Genomic DNA, 24,920 nt, shown 5'->3' with positions numbered 1-24,920 from the left:
ATTCGCATTTTACGCTTCCAATTGGCATTACATTTCTTACCGGCATTTTCACTTTTGTTCCCTCCGCTTCTGATTGCATCATATTTTAGGGCACAAAAATGAGCAAAAAAGTAAAAAATACCCTTCATTTATTGTATAATGTAAAAATACTGACTTATCAAAACATACATCCTGCAACTAGTACTGGTAGGAAAACAAGGAGGTTACAAGTGTCAACCAAAATGAAATTATTTTGTATCCCTTATGCCGGGGGATCTGCTAGCGTATACACCAGTTGGAAAAAAGCTTTTCTCCCAAATATAGAGCTAATCCCTATTGAGCTTGCCGGGAAAGGAAGTCGATTTAACCAGCCTCTGTACGAAAATATAGAGCAAGCGGTGTCCGATATTTTGTCGTTCTTACAGAGTAAATTAGATTCCAGCCCGTATGCATTGTTTGGTCATAGCATGGGGGCCTTGCTCGTTTTTGAAGTGCTTCATGCTTTAAAAGAGCAAAATGCTCCTATGCCAATCACCACTTTTTTCTCTGGAAAAAATCCTCCCCATATCGCACCCACAACGAATCGCCATAAGCTTGAAGGCAAAGCGTTTTGGGAGGAAGTTAGATCAATGGGCGGAACTCCAGCCGAACTGATGACAAGCACAGAGTTAATGGACATCTTCACGCCTATTCTTAAACGAGATTTTAAATTAGTAGAAACGTATGCACCTAATCTGAATAGAGAGCTTATTACCACACCGGTTACAGTTCTCTATGGGACAAAGGATGACACCGTATCTGTAGATAAAATGACAGAATGGAGTAGACATACAAGTGAAGATATCAGCTTTGCCACCTTTGACGGCGGGCATTTCTTCATTCAGGAGCACGAGCAGGCTGTGATCAGCCTAGTTAATCAAACCTTGCTCTCAACTATGCTCAAGGTATAAACGATACGTTAGCTATCTCATCATACCTATAAAAAAGGCATTTCCTACCCGATCTGGAGGAAATGCCTTTTTACCGTTATAAAAGCAGACATTGTTGAGCGTTTTTTCTTTCTGGATTATCCTGTGTGTACCTTATCGTTGGTGATCACTTGAATAAAATTCAGGTAATGTCCCAACAAGGTTTTCATTGCTTCTTCTTCAAATAAGTCGGTATTGAATTCCAGCTTAAGTCGCAATTGGTGCTCCTCTTCATAAACATGTAAGCTTAGATCGTACTTAGAGGTTTTATTGGAAACAATGTCCAAGTAGGTTTTTATTTGTTCATTTTGATAGAGATGCTGTACCGCATTTTGCATTGTGAAGACAATTTGGAACAAAGGCGCCATATCGGCAGTATGCCTTACTTGTAACTCACGTAAAACAGTTTCTAGTGGGACATTCTGATTATCATGCGCTTCTAACGCCATTCCTCTTACCTTATCTAGTAATTGGTCAAAAGTGAGCTCTTCCTTGAAATCAAAGGATAGTATCACCGTATTGGCTAGATAGCCGATAATCTTTTCTGTTTGCGGCATGTTCCGATTCGCTAAAACCGTCCCAAGACGGAAGGTATCCTGCCCGGAATAGCGGAATAATAGCGCCGCAAAAGTAGAAAGTAAAAACATATACGGTGTAGATTTCATATGTTTACTTGCTTCCATGATGTTTTGCGTTAACTCCTGGGTCACAAGCTGTTCAATGGTCATCCCTTGATAGCTTTGAATAGCTGGGCGTGAGAGTTGAATAGGCAGGGTTAATGGTGCTGTTTCAGTTGCCAAGTTCTCTTTCCAATAATATAGTTGATCAGCATATTCTGGGTTCTCTTTTGTCAGCCATTCCTTTTGGTCTAGCAGATAGTTTGTATAGGTATAATCTAGCTCTTTCCTATCAATCACACCGTTTTCTTGTATTTCCTTATAAAAACGTAATAGCTCTTTGGTAAATACATGTATTGACCAGCCGTCTGAAATAATATGATGCATGCTTCCCAATAGGATGTGTACATTGTCGCCAACATGAATAAGGGTAAACCTTGACAGAGACTCCTGCATCATTTGAAAAGGAGTGTTTGCTTCCGTATCAATCAAGGCTGCCAGTTTCTGTTCTTTTTGTTCCAAAGGATAGGAGGATAAATCGATAATCGGTATCCCCACTACATAGGTATCGTGGATAAATAGCTTTGGATCATCCTCGATCATTCTGATTTCGGAACGTAGTGCTTCCTGTGATTGAATAACCGCCTGTATGCTTTTTAATAAAGCTTGTCTATTCACATTTTCCTCAAAGGTAAGAGTGAAGGTGATGTTATAAAAAGGACTGTCTGGCCGCGTTTGATATAAGTACCATTGCCCTCTTTGCGATGAAGATAAGTCGATGATCTTTTCCCTCTTTTTAGCTGGCTCATAGATTCGCATGACGTTGGCCTTGGTCCCAGCTACATTTCCCATGCGATGGATTAATCCCTTAATTGTAGGATTTTCAAAAAATACCTTTAGAGGAATGGCTACACCAAAACGTGACTGTACAGAGGAGAGTAATTGCGTTGCCTTTAGTGAGCTTCCTCCCAAATCAAAGAAACTATCAAAAGCCTGAAGCTGGTCGACCTGTAGGATTTCAGACCATAGCTGCTTGATTTCCTCTTCCACTCTTCGGTTATTACTTACAAGGTGATCCTCAGCCTGATCTGAGTGGAGCTGATCGACCTGTCTAAAAATAACCTTTGTGGAATGGCCCTTTTCATCAATGGTGTGTAATCTAATAGTGTTGTACATTTCAGATAAGGAGAATTGATTATGGGTAGTGGAGAAATAAACCGTCGTTACTAGTTCCTTTTCTACCACCTCAGAACATAGCGTTGCAATTTCGGAAACCCCTTTATTCAGCCCGATATACAGCATGTTATGTTCAAGCATCAAGCCTACTTCAAATGAAAAGATTCCTTTTTGTGCAGAGATCGGTTGATGTCCTTTTCTTATCAATAAATCTTTCATATCTGTAAATTGTTGCCCTAAACCGATATCATTCCATAAGCTCCATGCAAAGCACTGTACGCCATCACGTTTTTGTGCTACATAATCCGTAAATGTCTCCACAAACATATTGGCGGAAGTATAGGCTCCCACTCCATAGCCTGATAACAAGCCACTGGAGGAAGAGGAGGTAACCAAAATAGCTTCAGGGTATTTTTCAACCAATTTGCCTAATAGATAGGTTCCAGCTACTTTAGATTCATACATATGTTCCAGTGATTCAATAGATTCTTCCAATAATGGTTTTTCATAATAGACGCCAGCTAAATGAATAATGCCATCCACTTTTTCCGCATTCATACCTAACATTGATTCATGAATTGCCTCTTCCAATACTGTTGCATCTGATAAATCCGTGCTTTTATAGATGATTTGATTTTCTCTAGTAGTCAGCTTCTCTAATTCGCGAAGTGCTCGATAGCGCTCACTCTGTGTACCGGTATTTGTGTCAGTTGCACCTGGAAGCGCAGTCTTTCCGAGTAGTAGAATATTTGCATCTAACTTTTGAATCAAATAGTGAGCAATTTGCTTGCCGACCCCGCCAAGACCACCTGTAACGACGTAAAATCCTTTTTCTACCAGCGGCAATGGTTTTTTGTTAGCTTCTTGAAGATTTACCTGTTGCAGTTTCGGGACAAATCGTTTGCCCTTTGAATAAATAACCACGCTTTCCTCGTCCGGAAGCCCCTGCTCTGCTTGTAACGCTTGCAATGGATGATAAGGAGGATGGTTCGTGTCTATATCTACAAATTTAGCGATTGTATTAGGAAATTCATGCTTCATTGTCTTAATGATTCCTGGAATTGTTGCTTTCTCGTAAGCTGAATGTTCAGGATTTTCTAACGAGAATACATTGGAAGAAACGAATGTCAACGTTTTTGGCATACCTACTTCTTTATGTAAAGCTTGTAACAAGAAAATAAGGCTAAAGCTACCTAAAAATTGACTTTCTTTTAAATAGGACAGCTCTTTTTTTGCTTCATCCAAGTCCTCCTGATATGTCCATAGATGTAGAACATGATGAATGATTACCGATTCTTTTTTTAGTTCCTCACATAGTAACTGATAATCCTTTTGCTCATGCTGGTTTATTTCGTAGTGGAATTCTCCTCGCTTTTTAAAGCTTTCTCCCTGATCCACTATAATCATCGTGCTAGAACCATTCTGAGACAAGGCTGACCATTGATCTCCCAGCCCTAATTTATCGCGGAAAATAAGATACGTTTCTTGCGGAAGCGGGGAGGCTAGTACAGAAATAGGGCGTTCTTCCCACTTTCTTGCATACATCCATTCTGGAAAGGTTTGATGCGGGTCCTCATTTTGTGTCTCTATTTGCTTTATAATCTCATCAAATTCCCCAGCATATAGTCTCTCCGTGAATTTATTTCGTTGAATTTTTCCAGATTCCGTTTTCGAAAAGGTTTCCTTCCTAATCGGAATGATGTGTTTCGGTGTTATACCTAAATTCCTACTTACTGTTCGTCTAATTTCTGTAATGATAAAACCTAGGAATCTTTCATCTATATTATTTATAGGAGTAAAAAAGATCGCTAGCTCCTCAACGCTTTTGGAGGTATCAATAAACGCTGCGGCGGCTACGAACGTAGATTGAACCCCGTAAACACTTTCTACTAATGATTCAATTTCGTAATTATAATAATTTTTGCCGTTCATAATAATGATATCTTTTTGACGACCTGTAACGGTTAATCGACCTTCATTGAGGAATCCTAGGTCCCCTGTGAAAAACCAGCCATCTCCAATAAAGGCCTCCTGATTGGCCTCTTGATTTTGATAATAGCCTGCCATGATTGTAGGGCCTGTGACTTGCACGCGGCCAATATGATTTTCATGTAGCAACTGGTTATTATCGTCAACAATTCGAACACTTACACCCGGGATTGGTCCTCCTACCTCTGTAAAGCAAATATGTTCTTTTTCCGTATCATCTACAAATCGAAGTAGGGTTTCAAATGAAATCTTATCTACATAATGAACGCCGGATTGAGGCTTACTGCGGAACGTTTTGGAAAATACAATACCGGAAGAGGTTTCAGACATTCCAAAAGAGGGGTACATGCAATCGTCACGGAGTTGATGTTTACGCAATATGGATAAAAATCGCTTAGCTGTCTTAGCAACAATTGCTTCTCCACCATTTAAGATATGTTTGACACTGGATAAATCCCAGCTACCTTCTTCAATAGCCTTTTCTTGGTCATTTACCAGAGAAAAGGCGAAATTAGGAGCCCATGTTAAGGTAGCCTTATACTTGTCCATCCAATGCAACCAATTCAGCGGCTGAGAAATAAATGAATCTACTCGTGGTAATATCTGTTGGCAGGCTAAATAAACACCTAAAATATGATACATGACCAATCCGCCAACATGCTCTAATGGCATCCAGCATAAAAGAACCTCTTCGCTGTCAAATTGGTTAAATTGTGCTGTGGCCATTGATCGCGCCACCAGACTAGCATTTCTATGCTGCACGCATTTAGGCAAACCAGTACTACCCGAGGTTAACAAATACAGGACGAAATCTTCCTCTTGATACGTATAAAATTCTTGTTCCTCATCATTATTCATTAACTGCTCAGCCGTGCTGATAACAAACTCTTCTGTTTCCCAAACTGCCGATAACTTGTTAACTTCCTCCAGCAAATCTTCATCCGTTATGATGACTGGCTTATCTAACATGTTCCAGATATTGTATAGCTTCATAGTATCAGCATTCTTTTCTGCATACGAGGTAGACGTAGCAACCGGTACAGTAATAAACCCACCTAATACGCAAGCCCAAAACATAGGAACATAGTTTTGATTTTTTTGAAATTGAAAAATAACCCGATCTTGAGGCTTGATCCCCATGTTCCGCAGTCCCTTTAATAGGCGCTTAGCTTGCTCAAATAACTGTCGATAGCTCGTTTCAATTTCATCTCCGTTATCCAAAACATAGATGATTCCCTTATCCTCCAGCTTAGCAGCATTGAGTAATACATCAATTAACGTAGTAGGACTGCTAGACGTTCTCTTTAATTCATCCCCATGACTAATTGCTAAGGGAAGAGAGCTTTCAATCCGTTCGCTTTGCCGCAGCAGCTCTGATTTTGGTGTATCTACTTTTACCCTGTCCGTTTTCATCATGGTTGGGATTAAATCTTTTGCATGCAATATTCGGTTGCCTATATTTTTTTCTTCCTGTACCACACGAACTTCATCGATATATTCTAGGCCTTTAAGACTCTTCTCCATATCCAAAACGATCTGAGATTGCTTTTGTATACTCATTGTCTCCTCCTGCTCTATGTTCGTATCATGAAAAATCTATACAGAAATACCTTAGTCCATGAAGAAGAACTAAGGTATTTTCTTTTTTACAGAACTCCCATCTCCTGCCACTCTTCCTTAGTAGGTGGCCCCAATGTCGGATCATGGAATGGATCATGCAGAGATTCTTTTATGATTTGATCAATTTGCTCTACATCTTGTGCTGAAAGAGACCATCCCATTACTCCAGATACCTCGTCTAACTGAGACGGCTTCCTTGCCCCCCAAAGAGATATGCTTACTCCAGGGTGATCTAACGTCCAACGTACAGCCAGTTGTGCCATTGTTTTTCCTTTTTCTTGAGCTATTTCTTTTAAACGATCCACTGCTTGTAGATACTGATCAAAATATTCTGGCGCAAATAAAGGATATCCATGGCGTAAATCGTCTTCAGCAAATGTGGAGTCTTTCGTGAATTTTCCTGTCAACAGGCCTTGTGCCAATGTTCCCCACGTAATGGTGTTAATATGATTCTTATCGCAATAAAGGAAGGTATCCTTATGTTCTGTTTGAAGCAGATTAAGTCTGTTTTGGCTACTGTGAAGCGGGGCTACTTTTTGCCACTGTTCTATTTGTTCAATGGAAAGATTACTTACCCCAATCGCTCTAATTTTGCCTTCCTTATGAAGCTGAGCAAAAATTTCTGCTGTTTCTTCAAGCGGTAAGCCCGGATCAGGCCAATGAAGCTGGTATAAATCAATATAGTCTACTTGCAAACGGCGTAGGCTATCTTCGAACTCTTGAAGAATACGCTCTTTAGAGGAATTGCACCAGTAAACGCCTTCTTCTCCTACCCACTCTACGCCAGCCTTGGTGGCGATATGAATTTTGTCTCTTTGACCATATTGCTTAATAGCTTTACCGCATATTTCTTCTGATAAACCAAATCCATAAATGGGAGCTGTATCTAACGTATTTATCCCGATATCGAAAGCACGATGGATCGCTTGAATGGCATCTTTTTCATTGGTACCTCCCCAAGCCCAACCGCCAATGGCCCAGGTTCCTAATCCAATACGGGAGCACTTTAACTCAGATGAACCTAATTGTACATAATCCATAAAACGACCTCCGCTATCATATTTTTCACTCTTGACAGATAAGTAGACAAATGAAGTAGAACACAACTTATTTTAATATTTACATTTTTGACCTTAAAAGTCAATTTATGACACAAAATTACATTATTCTCTTTTTATCTCGCGCTATAACGAACTCCAACCAGACTCAATAGCAAGGTAAGCAGTACGATTGTTGCTAGAATGGGAATGCCAATATTGATCCAATATAACCAAAGACATACGCCTAGATAAATCAATCCCATAATAGACGATACGATGGCAATTGGCTTTTTCGGGGATTGCTTAAGCATTTCCTCTTCTTCCGAGCCTTCTTTAAGATTAACTCCACCTCTCCCCTTCTTATCAAGGGAGGCTATACTTAATTGAACGATTATGGAGCCAAAGGTAAAGCCAAGAATAAGGAATCCACCTAGTAGCCACTCCATGAAAGAGAATTGCAGGACAATGGCTAGAATGAGATGACCTATAATCGCTGGGGCTACCACCAAGAGCGAAGCTATCATTGTTTTTGCCCAGAAAATCGTACTTCCCTTTACAGCCGCTACATAATAAAGAATGTAGTTTTGTTCTTCAAATTGGTAGAGAGCTGATACAATCTCACCAAAAACGAGTGCTGTAAGCAGGGAAACGAACAACAGGACATAATAGGCTTGGTTCGCTTCCGTTAAAAAGGAACTGGCCACGCCCGACTTCGCTACAACTGCTCCAGTAATAATAGCAATCACCCAAAACCAGAAGCGGATTTTTGTGATGGGGTTTCTTATTAATAGCGTTATGTCTTTAAAAACGATGGCATCATGAGCGTTTTTGACCAAATTCGATAGATTTTCCTGTGTTTCTGGTCTGGTCCTATCTTGCGACTCCGCATGGTTCAGCCAGCTTTCGTAATAAAACCTTCCAATTTGTTCAGAGAATAGAAACAACGCTCCAAGACCGACCGCGAAAATGCACAAAACATATACCATAAAACGCTCTAAGCTCTGCCAAGCTTCTGGAGAAATTGTTTCAACCTCAATCAATGCCCAAACCAATAGGCCAATTAAAGCAACATAGGCAAGTGAGGAGATACCTACGAATGTTTTGACAATAATAGGGAAAAACCGCATGGTCAGAACCATTAAAAATCGGCTTAAGATGTCTGTTAACCAAATCATCAATAGAGAAACAACTAGGAATAACAAAACATACAGAACTCTTTCCATGGCGGAATAGCCAATCGTTAATGGAATAGCAATCATAATGGATGACCACGTGTACAGAGGTAGACTTGAAGTAGATTGCCCAAGGATCATCCGAAACGGAGAAACTCCCGATACATAAAACAATGTCAGTAATCGATCAGCGTACATTTGTTGTGTCAACGTATTCATGCCACGAAGCAAACCGACAAAAATACATTCCCCTATGAGAAGCATCAATCTAGCACTGAGACTGGCATGTAAGAGAAGCTGCCCAAAATTCTCCGAAAAGTACATGGCAATAGCAATGGTTCCCAAGCCCACATAAATGATCCATTTAGAAGGACTATGGATAAAAAAGCGATTAAAGAAGGGTCTTGTGTAAAAGAAACTAATCCATTTCGTTTGTGCCCACATACAATTCTGTCACCTCCTACTACTCGATAGCGGATAAAAAGATATCTTCCAATCGACCTTCTTCATTGCCTGCCACATGGCGCAATTCTTCCATGCTTCCCGTCACTTTGATTTTTCCTTTATGCAGGATGGAAATGGTATCGGCTAATTCTTCAACAATGTCCAAAATATGGGTTGTAATAAAAACAGTACCACCCTCTTCTTTGGCAAAATGTCGAATATAATTTTTCACTTCACGGGTCGCCTTTGGGTCCAATCCATTCGTAACTTCGTCTAATAGCAAGATTTTGGGGCGATGAATCAATGCGCAAGCAATCGAAACCTTTCGTTTCATTCCTAATGAGTATTCTTTAATAAGCTGGTCTGCTTTATCTGCCAGCTCAAAATGTTCTAACAACGTGTCAACACGTTTATTCAGATCTTCGTCACTATCATAAAGAGCCCCCACAAAGCGTACCATTTCTCTGGCTGTCAATCCTTCATGAAGAAGTGGAACGTCTGGAGCATAGCCCGCAATTCTTCTTGCCTCACGATCCTGCCAAATATTGCGTCCTAGAAATAGAACCTCTCCCTCTGAAGGGTTCAATTGGCCCGTCATCATTTTAATTGTGGTTGTCTTTCCCGCCCCATTGCTACCTAAAAACGCATAAATATGTCCTTGAGGTACTTCTATATTTAGATGATCAACAGCATAGACCTCATTATACTTTTTCGTAAGGTTTTTTAGTTCAATGACTGCCATGGGTTCCCTCTCCTTCCTTTAGCTATTCATTTAGGTTGGGAACCAGTCGCTAGCATAGCGCTAACGACTAGTTCCTATCTTTTCAGCAACAGTATGATTAGGAGTAACAAACCCAACTTTGATCATATGCATAGCCAGCTTGCGCAAATACTCATCATCAGGAACAGGATAGGTAAACGAGGTATCCTCTAATAGCTGCAATGTCCTACTTGAATCGACTGCAACATTAAATTGTTCAGCACGCTCTACATCATCCAACATCGTGGTCAAAATCCCAGCCAAAAATAGCTTTTCATTACCCTGAGACATCATTACATCTAGTTCACGTGTAACATCTTCTCGACTTTGTACCCGTCTAGAAAAGCCAAGCCCTTCAAATACACGATACATATCATCGTATGTTACCAAGTGCGGATTCTGTAAATGGAAGACTCTTTCCTCAATTCCTTTGCTGTTGATGATGTGTATAATAGCTTGTGCACATATATCAATAGGGGTTAAATCAACCATACCCTGCATAATTTCCTGATCAAAACCTCCAAGCTCAAGGAAGGCTTTCGATAGGAGATAAAACATATTTTCATTGATATTTTCCTGGAACCATCCATCCTGAAAGCGTCCTGTTAAATTGCCAACCCGGTAGATACGTGCATCGAGTCCGTTTTCCATTCCGCCAACAAGTACGGCTTCGGCTTCAAATTTACTTCTCAGATATACATTTGACTCATAGTTTTGACCAACATAAAAGTCCTTCTCGGTAAATTCTACAAGCTCTGTTGCTTCTTCAACGGTGGTTCCCGAAACGCTCAGGGTTGAAACATAGTGCATTGGTAATTTATTGTTCAAGCAAAAGGTAACTACTTGCTGAGTTCCATGTACATTTGCTCTTTCAAACTCTTCATAGTGCCCGTAGTGCTTCACCAATGCAGCCGTATGAATGACAGTGTCAACGACAGCTCCTAGTGACTCGTAATGTTTTGCCTCTAATCCAAAGTTGTCTTGCGTAATATCACCGTGAATGATTTGGATGCGGGTAAACCACTCATCAATTTGAGAGCTACTGTACTGTGAGGTAAAGTAAAAATCAATTTTTTTGCGTAGTCGTTGCATAGCAGCCTCATCATTTTCTGCACGAATGACGCAAAGAATTGTCGCTTCTGTTTTCTGTAGCAGCTCATGTAGCAAATGAATACCTAAGAAGCCAGTGGAGCCGAGCAATAAAACATGCTCCATCTCTTTTTGTCTATCGCAGACGGGTACTACCGGGATTGATTTCTTCCCACCCTTTTTAAAGACTGAGCCACTGCCAGACAGATTTTGATTTTCCTGCATATCAGATGCCTTGCTTGCTATTTCCTCAAGGTTCTTGCAATTATAGAAGTCTTTCATTTCAAGCTTCCAGTTACATGTATGAACCTTAGCAAGGATTCTTAGAATCGTTAGGGAATGTCCACCTAGCTCAAAAAGATTATCGGTAATACTTATTTCACTAGCTTCTAGTCCCAGAACCTCAGCAACAATTTCAACTAACTGTTTTTCAGATTCATTGCGTGGAGCGACAATTTCTCTAGTCAGTTGCAAGCTGCCCTCTGGTTCTGGCAATGCTCGTTTGTCGACTTTACCATTGGAGGTAAGTGGTAGTTTGTCTAAGCCAATAAAATAAGAAGGCACCATGTGTTCTGGCAAAGCATCTCTTACATGCTTGCGCAATTCTTGGACATTCCATTGGCCATGGGCAACAATATAAGCGCACAGGTATGAGCTGCCTTGCTCATTTCGCTTGGCTAGCAGAACCGTTTCACTGATCGCGGGATGCTCCAATATTCTTGTTTCAATTTCACTAAGCTCAATGCGATGTCCGCGAATTTTCACTTGTTCATCCTTGCGTCCTACATATTCAAGAACCCCATCTGGTAACCAACGAGCCAAGTCCCCTGTGCGGTACATTCTTTCACCAGGTCTAAATGGATTTTCAACAAATCGCTCCATCGTTAACTCTGGTAGATTAAGGTAACCGCGTGCCAATCCTTCACCGCTTACGCACAGCTCTCCAATGACTCCAATTGGCTGTAGCTTGTCATCAGTGCTTAAAATGTGGATCGTGGTATTATGTAGCGGTCGACCAATCGGTATAATCCCCCATTCCTTTATGCGCTCATCCACAGTGTAGGTTGTAGCAAAAACGGTTGTTTCTGTGGGACCATATCCATTCACCAATCGTCCATTTCCGAGGAAATCCAATGCCTTTTCCACATGCTTAAAGGAAGCCTTTTCTCCTCCAAATGCGATCTTGCGCATATTTTGGAAACTGCTTACATCCAGTTCCACTAATGCATTAAACAATGAGGTAGTCATAAACGATACAGTGATCTGCTGTTCGCGTATCAATGTAATCAAGTCTGTTGGATTCAAGATCACTTCTTTTGGTACCAGTACCAGCGTTGCTCCGTGTAATAACGAGCTGAATATATCAAAGGTAGAGCCGTCAAAAGCATAATTAGATAACTGCAAAAGACGATCCTCAGTCGTTATCTCAATATATCCGTTATTGTATACCGTTTTGATAATGTTTCGATGAGTAGTCAGGTTCCCCTTTGGTTTACCTGTAGAGCCAGATGTGTACATGACATAAGCCAAGTCTTGCGGCTGATTGATCAATTCTATGTTAGCTACTTGTTCATCTCGACTTATCTCATCCTCTATTATCAAAACCTCTCCCTGATAACCTGCTGGAACCATGTCTCTGTGTTGTACCAACAATAGGTGAGTTTGACTATCTTCAAGCATGTATTGAATTCTTTCGGTTGGATAGGTCGGATCGATTGGCAGATAGCCCCCACCTGCTTTTATAATTCCAAAAATACCTACAATCATCGACAGCGATCGATCCGTAATTAGCCCTATTACCTGATTAGGTTGAACGCCTTCTCTTCTTAATACGTGAGCTAATTGGTTAAATTTCACATTTAATTGTTCGTAGGTAAACTGTTGCTCTCCACATATAAGCGCGATTTGATCAGGGTTTTTGTCCACCTGCTCTTCAAATAATTCTTGAATTGTTTTTTCTCGTGGATAGTCGACTTTTGTCAGATTAAAGTCTTCCAGTAACATTTTTCTTTCCGCATCTGCTACTAACTCCAGATGGCCAATGCGCGCTTCCGGTTGCTCAACAATTTGGGCTAGCAGTTTTTCAAAATGACTTGCCATGCGTTTAATGGTTTCTCGCTTAAAGCATTTGGTGCTGTATTCGATTGTTACATAAAGGGACTCTCCTTCTGCTATTAACCAGCTAAGAGCGAATTTTGCATTCTTTTGTCCCGTTTCATAAGGAAAAATCTCTAGCTTATTCATTTGGAACTCAGATATTTCCATATTTTGCAAAGAGAACAAGGTATCAAATAGCGGATGACGGCTCATATCTCGTTCTAAATCGAGTTTTTCAATCAACTCTTCAAATGGATATTCTGCGTTCGCGTATGCTTGGAATACGGTCTCTTTTACCTGTTTTAAATAGGAGAGGAAGGATTGATCTGCCTTTGGCTTACCGCGCAAAGCTAATGTATTGACAAACATACCTATCATGTTTTCCAAATCAGCATGAGAACGTCCAGCAATTGGAGAACCTACAATGATATCCTCCTGCCCGGTATATCTGGCTAAGAACACCTGATAAGCAGCGAGAAGCGTCATATATAACGTCGTGCCTTGGCTAGAGCAGATCTGTTTGACCTTCGCTAAAAGATCAGCATTCATTTCAAACGCCCATTCATCTCCGTCAAATTGCTGTATTGCAGGGCGTGGAAAATCTGTTGGCAATTCTAAGGTAGGCAGCTCTCCAGAAAAATGATGTAACCAATATTTTTCCTGCTCTTTTAATCTAGCTCGCTGCTTGTCTGATTGTTGCCATACGGCGTAATCCTTGTATTGAATAGAGAGCGCTGGCAATGCTTCTCCCTGATAGAGTGTCATGAATTCCTGTAGGAACAGGTTCATAGATACTCCATCTGAAATAATATGATGCATGTCCAAGCTCAAAAGATGATGCTGTGGATTCAAGCAAATTAAACGAGCTCTGAAAAGCGGAGCCTCACTTAAATGGAACGGTCTGATAAATTCCTCCAGTTTTACTTCTATCTCTGACTCCTGAGCTTCTATTACTTCTAAATCCCATGAAATATCTTTATTCACTTTTTGAACAAGATTTTCATCAATCATATGAAAGGATGTACGCAGACTTTCATGTCGTAGAACCAGAATCTGTAACGCTTCTCTCAGCTTGTCCAGATGTAGCTTTCCTTTTAGCTCAAACGTAACCGGTATGTTATAGCTCGTTGTTTCACTATCTCTCATTTGCTGTACAACATACATTCTTCTTTGTGCAAAAGAAACAGGATAATAAGGCTGTTCCTCCACTGGTTGAATTGCTGTGTAAGCAGAGCCATTCATCTGATCTATGTAAGCAGCTAGGTCTTTAACCGTTGGACGAGCAAACATCTCATTTAACTGCACATCCACACCTAGCTCCTTGTGCATACGAGACACAAGCATCATCGCCTTCAGCGAATGTCCCCCTAATTCAAAGAAGTGATCTTTAGTACCAATACGCTCAAGTCCTAAAATCTCTTGGAACAGTAGAACTAGCTTTTCCTCTGTCTCTGTTGCAGGTGCCACATATTCGTTCATTCTTTGCCTATCAGGCACTGGTAACGCTCGCTTATCTACCTTTCCGTTTGCCGTAAGCGGCATTTTTTCCACTTCCATCATGTAAGCTGGAATCATATATTCGGGCAATGTTTCGATTAAATGCTCACGTAATGAAGATACGCTCCAGGCCCCAGTCGCTACCATATAAGCGCATAGATAGGTATAACCTTGCTCGTCATTTCGAGCCACGACGAGCGCCTCACTAATGGAAGGATGTTCAAGAAGCTTTGTTTCGATCTCACCTAACTCAATTCTGTATCCTCGAATCTTGACTTGCTCGTCAATCCTTCCCAGATATTCGATGCTACCATCGATTCTCCAACGAACTAAGTCCCCTGTGCGATACATTCTCTCTCCAGGTACAAAAGGATTATCAACAAAGCGTTCTACGGTGAGTTCAGGCTGATTGAGGTAGCCTCTAGCAAGCCCTGCACCACTGACGCACAGCTCGCCAGGTATTCCGATCGGCTGAAGATGTCTGTTCTGATCTAAAATATAAACGCTGTGATTGGTGATCGGCTTTCCAATAGGGAAGACATCCTGCTCAGGATGCAGTTGGCCGCTCGTCGTAACTACTGTATTTTCGGTTGGACCGTAGTTGTTTATGATTTGATACGCTGTCTTTTTAACCTTTTGAGCTCGGTCACCGCCAATGAGTAACACACGTAATGTACTGCTTGTAAGCTCCATAAATTGTTCGGCTAATTGAGTAGGCAAGAAGCTAATGGTGATCGCATTCTTTTCAAAGTATTCATGCAGAGCATAAATATCCCCGCGTCTCGATTCCTCTAACACATGAAGCGTAGCTCCCTGTATAAGCGGAGGGAAGGTTTCCCACACCGACGCATCGAATCCAAATCCCGCCAATTTCGTGCATTGATCAGTCTTGGTTACGCCAAATGCCTCGTTATGCCACATAACTAAATTAACCAGGGCTTGATGCTCAACCATAACTCCCTTCGGCAGTCCTGTTGAGCCTGAGGTATAAATCATGTATGCTAGATCATTTGCACTCGTTGCAAGCGGCAGATCGGTCGTACTCTCCTTCGCCCAGCTCTCTTCTGTTAACCATAAGACACTTCCCTTAAAGTCCTGTGGCATATTCAAATGAGGCTGGATAAGTAGTTGCTCCGCTTTGCTATCTTGTAGCATATGAGCGATTCTTTTTTCTGGGTAGGATGGGTCAATAGGAAGATAGGCTGCTCCTGCCTTTAAAGTCCCAATCACCCCAACCAACATCTCTAGAGAGTGCTCTGCCATGATCGCAACGATCTCGTTAGGTCTTACCTCCCGTTTTCTTAGCACCCATGCCAATTGATTTGCCTTTTCATTTAACTCGCGATAGGTGAAGGACTCCCCTTTAAAAACGACCGCGATCTGCTCTGGTGTCCGTGATACCTGCTCCTCAAATAGCTGATGAATGGTTTTATCCATTGGAAAATCTGACTTGGCTGGAGTGGAATAGCGTAATAGTTGTTTCTTCTCTTCCTTACAAACAATAGCTATCTCATTTATTTGAATATCTAGGTTATGAATGATAGACCCAGCAATCTGTTGCAGGTGATGAAAGATATTTTCAATAAAGCTTCTATGATAAAGATGTTGATTATAAGAGATTTTTACTAGTAACTCTGTATCAAGCTGAACTTGCACACTAAAATCAAAGTTGGTCTTTTCATGATCATCTATGACGTTCACAACTTTCAATTCTTCTGAATCGGACTCACTCGAATCTACGAAGCTGTCCGAGGCAATCGGGAAATTTTCAAATGCCACAATATGATGGATAAGTGCATGATTCGATCCGGTAACCGCTTGAATATCAGCCAATGTTAGATAATTATATTTTTCAGAGTTGACAGATGCCTCCTGAACCTGGATCAGCAATTCCTTGAAGGTTTGCTTGTCCAATGTACGAATGCGAACAGGAATGGTATTAATAAAAATTCCAACTATTTTTTCCACATCAGGAATCTCTGGTGATCTTCCTGAAATAACCGATCCAAATATAGCTTCCTGCGAGTTATTATACTTTTGGAGCAGGATGCCCCACATTGTTTGAAACAAGGTACTTATTGTTACTTGGCAAGCTTTTGCTACCTGCACCAGTTCCTCCGTCAGCTTTTTATCAAAGTGGAAGGTTACCTTATCAATGGAGCATACTTCCTTCTCTCCCTTAGCGTTTTGCTTAGGGATAACAGATGCCCCCTCGAAATCTTGTAGATATTCACCCCAATAGGCTTTTCCTTCCTCTTCATCCTGTTCTTCAAGCCAACGAATATATCTGCTATACGGAATCGATTTCTCAGCAGGGATAGGTTGATTTGCTACGAAGCATTGATAAAAATAGAACAGCTCCTGATACAAAATTCCTGTACACCATCCATCAATGATAATATGGTGGCTACTGATCACTAATTCGTATTGGTTAGGGGCGACTTTTAATAAAGATAACCGCATGAGGATGTCCCGGGAGAGGTCAAAGCCCTCGTCCCGGTCCCTCTGTTTTGCTACTCGAAGAGCCTTTTCTTTATCCGACTCGCTCTTCATAGAGAAATCCTCATAATGAATGCTTGCTGTTCTCTCCTTTAACACAACCTGCATCGGCTCTTTTAATTTCTGATATAAAAAGATCGTACGCAGAACATCATACTTGCGAATCAGCTCGTTAAAACTTTTCTCAAGGGATTCGACACATATGTCACCTTCTATTTGAAAAGTTGTCTGATCAAAATAGGCAAGGTTTTCTTTGTCTTTTAATGTATGAAACAACATTCCTCGTTGCATCGGGGATAAACTATAAATGTCTTTGACGTCTGAGGTATTAATCAAGTTAATCTTCTCCTCCTCAGGATACCTTTATAGATTTTTAAGTGTTGCAAACACGTCGTCTAAGTCCTCTAAAGAAAGCTTCTTCGTACTAAAATCACTAGGTGTTCGCTCTGTCTGCTCTCGTTGAACACAATGTTCGAGGACTGCTTTTAAATTGCTCTTATAACGATCTGCCAGACGTTGAATTGTCTCCTGTTCGTAACGTTTCGGATTATAATCAAAAGTAACAAGCAACGTGTTATTCATTACAAGGCAAGTCATATTAAGCGAGCCCGGATTTGCGTTCATTGGGCTTATCTGGTCTCCTGTATTGATAAGGACTCCATTATCCGTCTCAGACTGACTAGCGGAATCTTCTCCCATCTGACCTAGGTAGTTGAAGCTTATGTGATGAGAACTTAATTGGCTCTGGCTTACATCAGAATGAGACATGTGTTGTAAGATCCCAAAACCAATACCATTATTCGGTACATTGCGCAGCGTTTCTTTTACATGTTTAATCACGCTGGAAAGTTGATGGTTCTCTACTTCAAACAGAACTGGATAAATTGTAGTAAACCAGCCAATTGTACGGCTCAAATCAATGCCTTCGACGATCGTCTCACGGCCATGACCTTCCAAATTCACTATGATATCGCTTTGCTTCGTCCACTCATTTATGCTAAGAACCAACGCTGCCAGCAATAAATCATCCGCTTTTGTCTTATAAGCATGGTGGGCATCCGTAAGCAGGTCTTGGGTTTCATTTATATCAAAGGTAAGCTGTACTTCTTTTGTATCTCCAAAAAGGAATGTATCGCTTGATTCCTTATCCGCAGGCAGCTCTCTTACCGATTTATTCAACAACCCTTTCCAGTAGCTTGCCTCGTCTTGTAGCTTTTTGCTGCGAGCATACCCCTTCAGTTGTACAGCCCACGCCTTAAAGGAAGTGGTTTTCGCCGGCAACTCACCCTTTTGCTCATAAAGCGTCTGGAAATCCTCCAGCAGGATGCGCCATGAGACACCATCAATTAAGAGATGATGTACGACAATCAGAAGATAATCGCCATATGCCGTATGGTATAAGCCAAGCTTTACAAGAGGGCCTGTTGTCAAATCAAAGCTTGCTTGGAGTTGATCCGCTTCTTGTTCGATGCGCATTTGCCAGTCTCTTTCCTTGGTTACATCCACCTCATGCAGGGTAAAAAACTCTCCCTCGATACCTTGATTTTCTTGAATGATCTTCTCTCTAAACTGGTACTTCATTCTTAAGGCATCATGGTGTCTAACAATGGTTGTAAATGCTTGTTCTATTCGTTGACGATCCCAGCCTTGTTCATTTGGCAGAAGCATAGATTGATTAAAGTGGTGTGGATGCACAAAGGGTTGTTCAAAGAACCAGGATTGAATCGGTGTAAGTGGCACTTCGCCTTCAATTGAATCTTGTTCAATCAAAGCACCTCTTTGTTCAAGGTAAGGAGCCAGCATGGAAATCGTTGGATTTTTAAAAATATGTCTACTATCCAATTTCCGATTATATTTGCTAAGTCTAGCTACGATTTGCAATGCCTTAATGGAGTCTCCGCCTCGTTCAAAGAAGTTGTCCTCTACCCCAATCGGTTTGAACTGCAGGACTTCTTCCCATACCTGAACCAGTATTTCCTCGTCCTGAGAAGAAGGGGCAACGATTTCATGGCCTGTTTGTGCTGAAATGAATTCGGAAGGGTCAGGTAATGCTTGTTTATTTACCTTTCCGTTTCCTGTCAATGGAATATGATCTACTTTAATAAAGTAAGCAGGAATCATAAACTCAGGTAGAGCTTTAGCCAAATGATGGCGCAAATCGTTGACTTTCACTTCTTTATCCTCGATGAAATAGGCGCATAGTGTCGTTGCTCCATGTGTATCGACTATTGGTACAACAACAGCTTCTGTAATCGAAGGATGCGTAAGTAATTGGCTGGTAACCTCCCCAAGCTCGACCCGATTTCCGCGTACTTTAACCTGATCATCCATACGACCGACATATTCGATATTGCCATCAGGCAACCAGCGAGCTACGTCTCCTGTTTTATACATACGCTCACCAGGTGCAAAGGGGTTGTTTACAAATTTTTCTTGTGTCAGCTCTGGACGATTCAAGTACCCACGGCTTAATCCAGCCCCTGCTATGCAAAGCTCACCTGGAACCCCGATTGGTTGTAGCTGTTGATTTTCATTGATGATATAGGCCTTTTGATTAGGGAACGGTTTACCAATCGTGATACGCTTGTCCTCTGCTGTAACCACACCAAAGGTACTGCAAACAGTTGATTCTGTAGGGCCGTATCCGTTTATAAAGGTGCGGTTTTGCCCCCAAGTTTGTACAATGTCAAATGTGCAAGCTTCTCCGACACTAACTATGCACTCTAAAGCTGGCAGTTCCCTATAAGGAACGGATCTTAATAAAGATGGCGGCAATGCTACTGTTGTTATTTGATTCTCAAGTAAGTAGGGAACTAAATTGGTTAATAGCTCCTCTTTCTCTTCTATATATAAAGTTGATCCAGTTAAAAGAGCTGGAAAGATCTCTGCTACCGAGGCATCAAAGCTGCTAGAGGCAAATTGAAGGACTCTGCTTCCTGCTCCCATTTTATAGGGGTGAGAAATATGAATCAGATTATGTAATGAACGATGCTCGATCATTACTCCCTTGGACTTTCCAGTAGAGCCTGATGTGTAAATAATATAGGCCAAATCCGCAGGCTGATTCATACTAGATAAATTCGTAGCATCCTCATGATAAATATCAGCTTGATCAACGAAGAGAACTTCCCCCGAATATCCTGTAGGTATTTGGATTTCTTTTTGAGTTAACAGCATTGCAGTCTGGCTATCCTCTAGCATGTGTTCAATACGATCAAGCGGGTACGTTGGATCAATTGGCAGGTATGCTCCTCCTGCCTTTAATACGGCTAGGATACTAATGATCAGCTCATGTGAACGATTAATCATGACCGCAATTATTTGATCACGCCCGACCCCATGCTCTCTTAATGTACGAGCCATCTGATTTGATCTTTGGTTAAGCTCACGATAGGTTAACTCCTGACCTTTATATACAAGTGCCACTGCATCAGGTGTCTTCATAGCCTGTTCTTCAAATCTGTTTTGGATTGCCTGATCGTAGGTTATTTTTGTTGGTTGATGATTGAATTCCTCTAAGATTTGGATTCTCTCATCTTCTGTCGTCAACTGAATATCAGCTAAACGAATTTGAGGATTTTCCATAATCTGCTCGATGATATGTTCAAAGTGTCCGATCATTCGCTGAATCGTATTGCGCTCAAATAGGCTTGTGCTATACTCCACGCCAATTTCTAGACCGTCTGCTTCAAATACCATCCAGCTCATATCAAACTTGGAGTTAGTCCAGTCAATATCCAATGCTTCTATACCCCAATTGGGTAGCTCCACGTGGGATATCTCCAGATTTTGTACACCAAACATTGTGTCAAATAGCGGATGTCTGCTTGTATCCCTTTGAACCTTTACTTTTTCAATTACATCTTCAAACGGATACTCCTGATGACCATAGACCTCTAGCATTTTATTTTTCACATTTGCTAAAAACTCTTCGAAGGATTGCTCAGACTCCAACTGATTTCGGACTGCCAGCGTATTTACAAACATACCGACAGTGGACATGACATCTGGATGCGGTCGGTCCGAAACAGGCGTACCAACAATAATGTCGCGCTGATTCGTGTATTTGTGCAGAAGAACGTTATATGTCGCAAGCAGTACCATATATAGCGTTACTTCGTGATTTTTCATGAAGGCTGTTACGCTTTCATGGAGATCACCACGTAGGCTTTGGCTTACATAATCTCCTTCCAATCGGCGAATTGGGGGACGAGAATAATCAGTAGGTAGCTCCAACACCGGCAACTCTCCAGAAAATTGCTGCAACCAGAAATTTTCACTTTCTTTCAAACGATCCTGCTGGGACAATTGCCACACAGCGTAATCTTTATAGTGTATCTTCACTTCAGGTAACGCTTGCCCTTGATACAACTGGATAAGCTCCTGGAACAAGATCGTAGTCGATACGCCGTCTCCTACAATATGGTGTACATCCATCATAAGAATGTGCTCATCTTTATGAATCGTAAGAAGACTGGCTCGGAACAAAGGAGCTGTACTGATGTCAAACGGTTGGACAAACGAATCCTTTAATCTTGAAACATCATTGGCGCTGACGGTTTTCATGTCCATTTTCCATGAAACCTGTTCGTGAACTTTTTGAACTAGCTGCTCCTCGATCATATGAAAGGAGGTTCGTAATGATTCGTGACGATCCATTAATGTTTGGAATACCTTCTCTAATTTCTCTGCATCTACCGAGCCCTTCATTTTATAGAAAGACGGCATGTTATAGCTCGTGCCTTGAGCCTTATCTTCCAATGATTGAATGACATACATCCTTTTTTGTGCAGAAGAGACAGGGTAGTATTCTTGTTTGGCTGCGGGTTGAATTCCGACGTATTCTTCTTCATCCCGACCGTCGATAAAACGCGCCATTTCTTTTACTGTCGTATGCTTAAAAATCTCACGCAAAGGCAGATCAATCTTTAATTCCTTATAAATATTGGAAGCAAGCATCATTGCCTTGATAGAGTGACCACCTAGCTCAAAGAAGTTATCCTCTATCCCTACTCGCTCCATTCCCAGCACCTTTTGCCAAATCTGTACAAGAATCTCCTCTGTTGGGTTCGTTGGAGCTACATATTCGGTTTGCAGCTCTACTTCTTTTTCTGGTTCTGGCAAGGCTTTCTTGTCTATCTTTCCGTTTACTGTGACTGGAATCTTATCGACTTTTATAAAAAACGATGGAATCATATAGTCTGGTAACGTTTGACTTAATTCCTTACGTAAGGCTGAAACCTTTAAATCGTTGTCCGTCACCAAATATGCGCATAGGTATACCTGCTTTTGTTCTCCTGAACGAGCTAGAACCACAGCTTGCTTTACAGATGGGGCTTGGTTTAGCCGAGCTTCAATTTCTCCAAGCTCAATCCTAAATCCACGAATTTTTACTTGGCCATCCATACGGCCTAAAAATTCGATTGTTCCATCCGGCAACCATCTAGCTAAGTCTCCCGTTTTATACATTCTCCCGTTTGGTACATAAGGATCGTTCACGAACTTTTCATCTGTAAGCTCAGGTCTATGTAAATATCCGCGAGCTACGCCTTCTCCACCTACGCATAATTCCCCGGGAACACCGATTGGCTGAATATGACCGTATTGATCCAAAATATACGCTCGCTTATTAACGGTTGGCGTACCAATCGAAGGCTTATCCGTCATCTCTACACAATTACCAATCGAAGCATCAACCGTCGTTTCTGTCGGACCATACGCATTTAAAAATGTGCGGTTTGCTCCCCAAATCCTTACTAAATCGGCCGGTAATTCTTCCCCGCCAGTACTGATTGTTTTGAGCTTAGGCAGTTTTGCATATGGTAATTCTTTTAGGACGCTTGGTGGAATAAACGGAATAGTCGTAATGCCAGCTTCGTCTAACCACTCCATAAAGGCGTGTCCGGATAGCAATTGCTCTTTTTTTACAAGATGCAAGGTAGCTCCTGTTAATAGGCTGTGGAAGATATCACCCACCGAAGCATCAAAGCTTAAAGAGGCAAACTGCAAAACCTGGCTTCCCTGTGCGATTCCATAGATTCCTGCTGACAAATGCAAATTATGAACAGCACGATGATCAATCATGACACCCTTAGGCTGACCAGTAGAACCGGACGTGTAGATAATATAAGCTAAGTCGCTGGATTGATTGACAATCTCTACATCTGAAGACCGCTCGTGATACACCGTATCTTCCTCAAGATACAGGACATGCCCTTGATAGATGGAAGGAATTTCGCTCTGTTTCGTGGTTAACAGCCAATTGGTTCCACTGTCTTCCAGCATATATTGGATTCGGTCGAGCGGATATTCCGGATCAATTGGTACGTATGCACCGCCTGCTTTTATAACGGCTAGCACACCAACGATCATTTCTAATGAGCGCTGCACCATAATTCCAACGAGTTCTTCTTGCTGCAAGCCCTTCATTCTTAGTGTCCAAGCTAATTGATTTACTCGCTGATTTAGCTCCTGATAGGTCAATTGTTGATCTTCAAATCGAAGTGCAATTGCTTCTGGAGTTCGTTTCACCTGGTCTTCAAACAGTTCAGGGAGCGTTTTTTCTGTTACAAAATCAACTATCTCCCCTTGGAAATCGTGCAAGATTTGATAGCGTTCCTCTTCTGTGATCATTGCTATTTCTTCCAACCGGACATCCGGATTCTTGATTACAGCTAGAGCCAGTTGCTTCATATGCTGGAACAGTCTTGTTACATTTTCGCTTGAGTACACGTCATCGTTGAATTGGAAGGCAATATCAAGCTGATCCTCATTAGGCCGAATCATCACGTTTAGGTCATAGCTTGTTTTCTCATAGGTTTTTATACTATCCATCGTAAATTCTTCTTCCTCAAAAGAACCTTCACTTATCGGATAGTTTTCAAAAACTAAGATGTGATCTAGCAATTGACCAGAAAATCCTGCATCGGTTTGAATATCTGCCAAGGATACAAACTCATACTGTTTAGACAATAGCGTAGATTCGTGAACTCTTTTTAATAAATGGCTAAAGGTATCATTCGTTTGTTTTTGAATACGAATAGGGACAGTGTTGATAAACAAGCCAACCATGTTTTCTACGCCATGGATTTCAGAGGGGCGGCCAGATACGACCGCACCAAACACAACATCATCCTTATTGTTATACTTTTGCAGCAGCATGCCCCAAATTGTTTGAAAAAACGTATTTACTGTCACTGAATAATGACGAGCAAGCTGAGTAAGTCCTTCCGTTATGTCCTTATCCAGTGTAAAGGCGCATTCCTGTACCTCGTTGTTATGACTTGTATGCTTCGTATCGAGACGAATGATACCTGTTAATTCCTCATAGCCCTCTAAGTAATTTTTCCAGTAATCCCTTGCCTTTGTTACATTCTGCTTCTCAAGCCAACGGATATACTCGCTATAGGCAGGAACGCTCTCAACGGTAATCGGTATATTTTGACGATGCTGCTGATACATTCTGAACAAATCCTGTAACACAATGCCCATGCACCAGCCGTCCATTAAAATATGATGGAAGCTCCAAATTAAATGATAGGACTCAGCACCAGCCTTCAAAATAGCAAAACGCATGAGAATGTCCTTCGAGAGTTCAAATCCCTTCTCCCGATCCTGATTTTTAAACTCTTCAACATATTCACTCACAGCTTTAGAATCTAGGTGGGAGATATCTTCAAAATGCACACTTGTTTTTCTTTCTTTTAAAACCATTTGCATGGGCTGGGTCATATTTTTATACAGAAAAACGGTTCGTAGCACATCATATTTGTTTATGAGATGCTGAAAACTGGCTTCGAAGCTATCTACATATAGTTGTCCCTTAATCGTAAAGTGTAATTGCTCAAAATAAGCCGTGCTTTCTTCTTTTAAATGCTGAAATAACATGCCTTTTTGTAGCGGAGATAATGTATAGATGTCTTTAATATTTGCTTTACTTAACATATAAAGCCTCCTAATGACATAACCAAAGT

At 41.2% G+C, this 24,920-nt stretch carries 7 protein-coding genes; 1 reads left to right on the top strand and 6 read right to left on the bottom strand.

The genetic code is table 11. The annotated features are described in order from the left end of the window. The first annotated feature begins 209 nt into the window (after positions 1–209). On the top strand, positions 210–929 hold the full coding sequence (locus GOP56_RS20755) for a thioesterase II family protein (RefSeq protein WP_051876104.1): 720 nt from the start codon (positions 210–212) through the stop codon (positions 927–929). A 116-nt stretch (positions 930–1,045) separates the two neighbouring features. On the opposite strand, the gene GOP56_RS20750 is transcribed toward GOP56_RS20755, so the two are convergent. From GOP56_RS20750 to GOP56_RS20725, 6 genes are all read right to left on the bottom strand, one after another. Further along, positions 1,046–6,289, bottom strand: coding sequence for an SDR family NAD(P)-dependent oxidoreductase (locus GOP56_RS20750; RefSeq protein WP_163246515.1), 5,244 nt, complete (start codon positions 6,287–6,289; stop codon positions 1,046–1,048). 86 nt (positions 6,290–6,375) lie between these two features. Continuing rightward, positions 6,376–7,389: an aldo/keto reductase gene (locus tag GOP56_RS20745; protein WP_096886609.1), complete on the bottom strand. Its 1,014-nt coding sequence runs from the start codon at positions 7,387–7,389 to the stop codon at positions 6,376–6,378. A gap of 134 nt (positions 7,390–7,523) precedes the next feature. Next, entirely contained in the window at positions 7,524–9,005 is a 1,482-nt protein-coding gene (locus GOP56_RS20740) for a hypothetical protein (protein ID WP_101667534.1), read from the bottom strand. Between the two features lie 19 nt (positions 9,006–9,024). Continuing rightward, the gene (locus tag GOP56_RS20735) at positions 9,025–9,747 is read right to left on the bottom strand and encodes an ABC transporter ATP-binding protein (protein ID WP_003335199.1); all 723 of its coding nucleotides are present in this window, start codon (positions 9,745–9,747) and stop codon (positions 9,025–9,027) included. Positions 9,748–9,807: 60 nt separating this feature from the next. Beyond that, entirely contained in the window at positions 9,808–17,283 is a 7,476-nt protein-coding gene (locus GOP56_RS20730) for a non-ribosomal peptide synthetase (RefSeq protein ID WP_163246513.1), read from the bottom strand. A gap of 27 nt (positions 17,284–17,310) precedes the next feature. Then, complete coding sequence (locus GOP56_RS20725; protein WP_163246511.1) at positions 17,311–24,891, bottom strand: non-ribosomal peptide synthetase; 7,581 nt, start codon at positions 24,889–24,891, stop codon at positions 17,311–17,313. Positions 24,892–24,920 lie beyond the last annotated feature (29 nt).

The organism is Brevibacillus sp. 7WMA2 (assembly GCF_010748895.1).
In the GTDB taxonomy this organism is placed as follows: domain Bacteria; phylum Bacillota; class Bacilli; order Brevibacillales; family Brevibacillaceae; genus Brevibacillus_B; species Brevibacillus_B halotolerans.
Note: the sequence above shows the minus strand (reverse complement) of the source record. Positions and strands in the feature narration are given on the sequence as shown.